Consider the following 5795-nt stretch of genomic DNA (forward strand, 5'->3'; position numbering starts at 1 on the left):
GTCGATTCTGAAGATTCTGTCGAAGTGTGGGTGGGGAGGGAGGTGCGGGCGGCGTCAGCGACTCAGCCGAGCAGGGCCAGGACGACGGCGGCGCTGCGGGCGGCGGCCTCCTCGGCGGCGATGTGGAAGTCCTGGCCCGCCTCGGGGCCGCACAGGTCGGACACGCCGCGCACCGAGACGAAGGGGACGCCGGCACCCGCTGCTACCTGTGCCAGCGCCGTCGACTCCATGTCTGTGCTCAGTGCCGCGGGGAAGACCTCGCGGGTGTCGGCGACGTTCGCGGCCGTCACGAAGGAGTTGCCGGCCAGCATCTGACCGACGCGCAGTCGCGCCGAGCCCGACGACGCCGTGGCGCCGCGCAGGGCCTCCTGGCCCACCTGCTTCAGGCGCTCCAGCAGGGCCGCATCCCCGGCGAAGGTCTCCGGCTGGCCCGGGGTCTGGCCGCGGGCGTAGCCGAAGGCGGTGGCGTCGGCGTCGGTGTAGGCCAGGGTCGCCGAGGCGCACACGTCGCCGACCTCGACCTGGCGGCCGAGCCCGCCGGTGGTTCCCGCCGAGACGACGGCGCTGGGGCGGACCTGAGCCAGGACCGTCGCCAGTGCGCTCGCGGCCGCCACGAGCCCAATGCCGCTGCGCACGAGGATGAGCTCGCGCTCGCCGTCGGGAAGCTGGAGGGACCAGGCGCGTGCGGCCCCCGGCAGGGTCGGCGCCTGGGCAGCCGCGCGCTCGGGCAGGGCGTCCAGGAAGGGCTGGGCCTCCTCGGCCATGGCGCAGGAGACGATGACGGGTGCGGCACTGGTGCGACTCACGCGCCGAGCCTACAGGGGGCGGGCGGCGACCGGCGTGGTTGGTGTGGGCTGCCTCGAGGGCTGCGCTTCTCCCGGCTCCTGCGCTCTCCTGGTTCACTGACGGGGACATTCCGCGCGGCGGGGTGCGTGTCCTTCCAGGCAGGGGCGTTCGACGCCGTCGGGGACAGGAATACGGTCCCCGCACGCGCAGGATGTCCCCGGTGGTACCGAAATGTCCCCGGACGCGCAGGATGTCCCCGGCCGCGGGGAAGTGTCCCCGCCGCAGACCGCACTCGCCGACGTCGAGCGCGACGTCAGGCGTCGCCGACCTGCGTCGGCATGCTCAGCCCGATAATGACCGCCTCGATGAGGTCTCGCAGCCTGTCGCAGTCCGTGTTCTCAGTGATCGAGTCCATGAAGAGCAGGCTGACGAGGTCGGCCAGGCTCGCCGTGGGGACGGTGGGGCGGCGCCCCATGCGGGCGAGAACCTTCTCGACCGTTCCGGACAGTCTGGCGGTGAAGTCGGCGCGCGCCGTACCGGGGATTGTCGGGCTGTCGGGGTTGCGCAGCTGGAAGAGGGAGTACTCCGTGGTCAGCAGGTAGATGGTGCGGGCCTCGGGGCGGATGGCCTCGAGCAGCTCCATCAGCGAGTCCATCGTGGGGGTGCCCTCGAAGGAGTCGACGGCCTGCGTGACTTGTGACAGCAAGGTGTTGGAGCGCGTGACGATGGCCTCGGTCAGGACGTCCTGGAGTGAGGAGTAGTTGGAGTAGAAGGCGCCTCGGGTGAAGCCGGCTTTCTTGACGACGTCGTCAATGCGAGTGCTGGCAATGCCCTTGGAGGCAACGATGTCCGCAGCCGCCTCGATGAGGCGGGCGCGGGTGTTCTCCCGCTTGCGCAGCGTGCGCTCGGCGGCGGGCGGGTCGGTGCTCGGTGTCATGAGACCGCCCACCCTACCGGCGCCATAGGGGTGCGAGGAGTCACAACGTCCTGGGTTTCAATACATGAATGTATCCAGTACGTTTGCGTATCGAATTCGATCATCTCCGTACCTTCTGAAAGGTCCGCCATGTCCACCTTCCTTTTATCCCTGGGGCGATGGTGCGCTCGTCACGCCACCCGGGTCCTCGCGGCCTGGGCGCTGCTTATCGCTGCCCTCGGCGGCGTCGTCGCCACCACCGGTATCCAGCTCGACGACACCTTCACCATTTCCGGCACTGAGTCGATGCGCGGCCTGGAGGTCCTCACCGATCGGCTTCCCCAGGCGGCGGGCACCAGCGAGCAGGTCCTCATCACCAGCTCCAACGGCCGCATCGAGAACCACGCCCCGGCGGTCAACGCCTTTGCTCTTCGGGCATCGCAGATCGACGGCGTCGCTACGGTTTCCCCGCCCTTCGGTGACAAGACCGCCGGCGTTGCGTCATCCGTCTCCGCGGACGGCACCCACGTACTCGTCCAGGTGCAGACGGACGCCTCGGTCGGCTCCATCACCACCGGAACCACACCGAAGGCCAAGACCGTCGCCCAGGACCTCGACACCCTCGCCGAGCGCGCCGAGGCCATGGACCCGTCTCTGACGGTCCAGCGCAGCGGCAACATCGACCAGGAGGTGGGGATCGGCATCTCTGCCGTTGAGCTCGTCGGCGTCGCCATCGCCGCGATCGTCCTGCTCATCACCTTCGGCTCTCTCGTGGCCGCGGGTACCCCGCTCATCGCCGCCGCCGTCGGCGTGGGCGTCGGCATGCTCGGCATCCTCGCGACAGCAAGCTTCACTGACATCAACTCCACCACCCCGGTCCTGGCCGTCATGATCGGACTGGCGGTCGGCATCGACTACGCCCTATTCATCGTCTCGCGGGCGCGCGAGTACCTCGCCGACGGCGTCGATCCGGCCGAGGCCGCTGGGCGGGCCACCGCCACCTCCGGAGGGGCCGTCGTCTTCGCCGGCACCACGGTCATCGTGGCCCTGTGTGGTTTGAGCGTGGCCGGCATCAGGTTCCTGACCACGATGGGACTGGCCTCGGCGGCGGTTGTGGCAGTGGCCGTGCTCGTGGCCCTGACGGTCGTTCCCGCTCTCATCGGCCTCCTCGGTCAGCGCCTGCTCCCGCGGCGTCGTAGGGCCGCCGACGCCGGTGCGGACGCGGACCGGAGGCCGGCCTCCCGCTGGGTGCGCACGGTGACCCGCCGCCCCTGGGTGACCGTCGGCGCCGTCGTCGTCCTTCTGGGACTGTGCGCCGTCCCCGTCAGCGGCCTGCGTCTGGCCCTGACTGACAATGGCTTTGCCGAGAAGGGATCGCAGCAGCGCGAGACCTACGACGCCGTCGCCGCGGCCTACGGAGAGGGCTACAACTCTCCGATCGTCGTGATCGCTGACATCTCTCAGCCCTCCGGCTCCGTCGCCGCGGTCCAGGGTCTGGCCCGTGACCTCTCCCAGCTCGACGGCGTCGAGGGAGTCTCCCTGGCCACTCCCAACGAGGACGGGACCCTCGCCTTCGTCCAGCTCCGCCCCGAGAAATCGCAGGCCGCCCCCGCCACGATGGAGCTCGTGCGCAACATCCGCTCCCACGCCGGCGACTATGAGAGCCGCTACGGGCTCAGCAACGTCATGGTCACCGGTCAGACCGCTGTCGCGATCGACGTCGCCGAGGAGCTCAACGCCGCCCTCATCCCCTTCGGCATCGTGGTGGTGGGCCTCTCGCTCATCCTCCTCATGGTGGTCTTCCGCTCCATCGCCGTTCCCGTGACCGCGACCCTCGGGTACCTGCTGTCTCTGGGCGCGGGCATGGGCGCCGTGGGAGCCGTCTTCGGCTGGGGCTGGGCTGCCGACCTCCTGGCCGTCTCCAAGGTCGGCGCCGTCATCTCCTTCCTGCCGGTCATCGTCATGGGAGTCCTGTTCGGGCTGGCCATGGACTACCAGGTCTTCCTTGTTTCACGCATGCGCGAGGAGTGGAGCCGACGGCGCGGCGACGCGACTGATGCGACGCCCGAGGCTCGCCGTGAGGCCGCCGCGGTGGCGGTCGAGACCGGATTCCAGGGCAGCGCGAAGGTCGTGGTCGCGGCGGCCGTCATCATGATCGGCGTCTTCATGGCCTTCGTCCACACCGACAACGTGTACGTCAAGCCCATCGCCCTCGGTCTGACCGTCGGGATCGCCGCTGACGCCTTCCTCGTGCGCATGACCCTCATCCCTGCGCTCATGGCGGCGCTGGGAGAGAAGGCCTGGTGGCTGCCGACATGGCTGGACCGGCTGCTCCCCGTCGTCGACGTCGAGGGAGAGGGCCTGGAGCAGGCACTGGAGCAGGAGGAGGCCGCCGCCGGCCAGTCCGCCCGACCGGTGACGGACAGCTCGGGCGATGAGGCCGAGGATACTGAGGGCGCCGCGGACGCCGAGGACAGGCAGGCCGCTGTCGTGTCCTGAGCCCGCGCTCGCGGGGTCTGGCGAGGGCGGGTCAGGTGGATTGCCGCCGGCCCGCCCTTGCCGGGGACATTTCGCGCGGCCGGGTGCGTGTCCTTCCGGCCGGGGGCGTTCGACGCCGTCGGGGACAGGAATACGGTCCCCGGACGCGCAGGATGTTCCCGGTGGTGCGGAAAGGTCCCCGGGTGCGCAGGATGTCCCCGTACGTATCGGGCCAGTCCGTCGCGTCCGCCGGCCCTTGCTTCACCCCACCGCCGGGCCTTGCCTTGCCGCGCCCCTTCGCTGGTCCTCAGGCCCCGGGGTCCGGGCCTCGCTGTGTTCCGGCGCCCCATGGTCTACGACGCCCTACTGACCCGCGCCCTCGTCGTCCCGGGAGCCCGTGGCGGCGGTGACGGCCGCGGCCGGGTTGATGGGCAGTGCCCGGCGCGACTGGTCGCGGCGCAGTAGGAAGTTCCCCAGCCGGATCGGCCAGGCCACGTGGTTGATCCGCGGCCAACGTAGCATGACGTAGTCGACCGCGTCGTCCACCTCCAGGCGCCGCGTCGAGTTGCCGACCCGCACCCACAGCGCCGCTCCGTCGTGCCCTTTGGCCGGCTTGAGGTAGACCGGCAGCGGGGATGGGGGCGCCGTCACCCGGCACACCTCCGCGGTCCCGTCCGGGGTGGGCGCGAAGTCCACCCGGGGCAGTGCCGCCGCATTCGTGCCCATGCGTGTGCGCCACATGCCGCGCAGCCACAGCTCGAAACGGTCGGCGTCGGGCTGTTTGAGGGTCGCGTAGTCGGGGCCGAGCCCGATGAGGTTGCCGCCGTCATCGACACCGAGCAGGAGCGTGCCGCCCGCGGAGTTCATGAAGGCCGCCACCGTCTTGGCCACGACCTCCTCCATGGCCTCATCGCGCTTGTCCGTGCGCAGGTTCCAGCGCGCCGAGGACTTGAACTCCAGGCGGTCGGACTCGCCCATCTGGGCGACCTCCGCGATCGGCAGCAGCGTGGGATGGTGCTGGACGCGCGCCAGCACCGCGGAGGTTGCCACCAGCACCACGACCGCCACGCCGCAGGAGGTCGCCAGCATCTTGAACGAGAACAGGTCGCCCTCGTCGAAGATCCACCCCGCCAGCAGCAGCCCCAGCCACAGGCCGACAAGCGCGATGAGCGTGGCCGCCGCACCCGACACGGAGACTCGTCCGCGCAGCAGGAACCGCGTCAGCCGCCCCACGAGGAAGGACAGCAGGAGCAGCAGCGGCTGAGCGATGACCCACCAGATGAGGATGGGGTTGGCAGGGTTGGTGATGGTGACGGTCTCGATGCTCTCCACGTGCGTCAGGTTCTCTTCGTCTCGGTGCCTCGCGGCGCGGGCACAGGGTGGGCGGGGGCTGAGTGCGATTCAGGATGCGGTTGGTGCCGGTGTTGGACCGGGCCCGACGTCGGAGTCCGGCGACGGCGCGCCGTTCCGCTCCATGACTGTGCCAGGCCCGGTGTTGCCAGACTGTGAGGACTGCCCTCTCCGCGGTTCCTGGTCTCGATGGTTCCTGGTCTCGGTGGCGCTTGGTTGTGCCGGCTCCGCGTCTCGCCGGCGGGGACATTCCGCGCGGCCGGGT

4 protein-coding genes are annotated in these 5795 nt (G+C 70.3%); 1 reads left to right on the plus strand and 3 read right to left on the minus strand.

The window, feature by feature from the left end; genetic code table 11:
• Positions 1-62 precede the first annotated feature (62 nt).
• Positions 63-806 (minus strand): 5'-methylthioadenosine/S-adenosylhomocysteine nucleosidase, encoded by a 744-nt coding sequence (mtnN, locus tag HMPREF3165_RS04985; RefSeq protein WP_070511274.1) that lies wholly within the window; start codon positions 804-806, stop codon positions 63-65.
• 293 nt (positions 807-1099) lie between these two features.
• Entirely contained in the window at positions 1100-1723 is a 624-nt protein-coding gene (locus HMPREF3165_RS04990) for a TetR/AcrR family transcriptional regulator (protein ID WP_070511276.1), read from the minus strand.
• 129 nt (positions 1724-1852) lie between these two features.
• Between HMPREF3165_RS04990 and HMPREF3165_RS04995 the strand changes: the two genes are divergently transcribed.
• Entirely contained in the window at positions 1853-4201 is a 2349-nt protein-coding gene (locus tag HMPREF3165_RS04995; RefSeq protein ID WP_070511278.1) for an MMPL family transporter, read from the plus strand.
• A 342-nt stretch (positions 4202-4543) separates the two neighbouring features.
• Here the strand turns inward: HMPREF3165_RS04995 and HMPREF3165_RS05000 are convergent, their stop codons facing one another.
• Positions 4544-5512 (minus strand): AlbA family DNA-binding domain-containing protein, encoded by a 969-nt coding sequence (locus tag HMPREF3165_RS05000; protein WP_003788621.1) that lies wholly within the window; start codon positions 5510-5512, stop codon positions 4544-4546.
• Positions 5513-5795: the final 283 nt, after the last annotated feature.

Origin of the sequence: Actinomyces sp. HMSC08A09 (assembly GCF_001807465.1) — a bacterium.
GTDB lineage: Bacteria > Actinomycetota > Actinomycetes > Actinomycetales > Actinomycetaceae > Actinomyces > Actinomyces oris.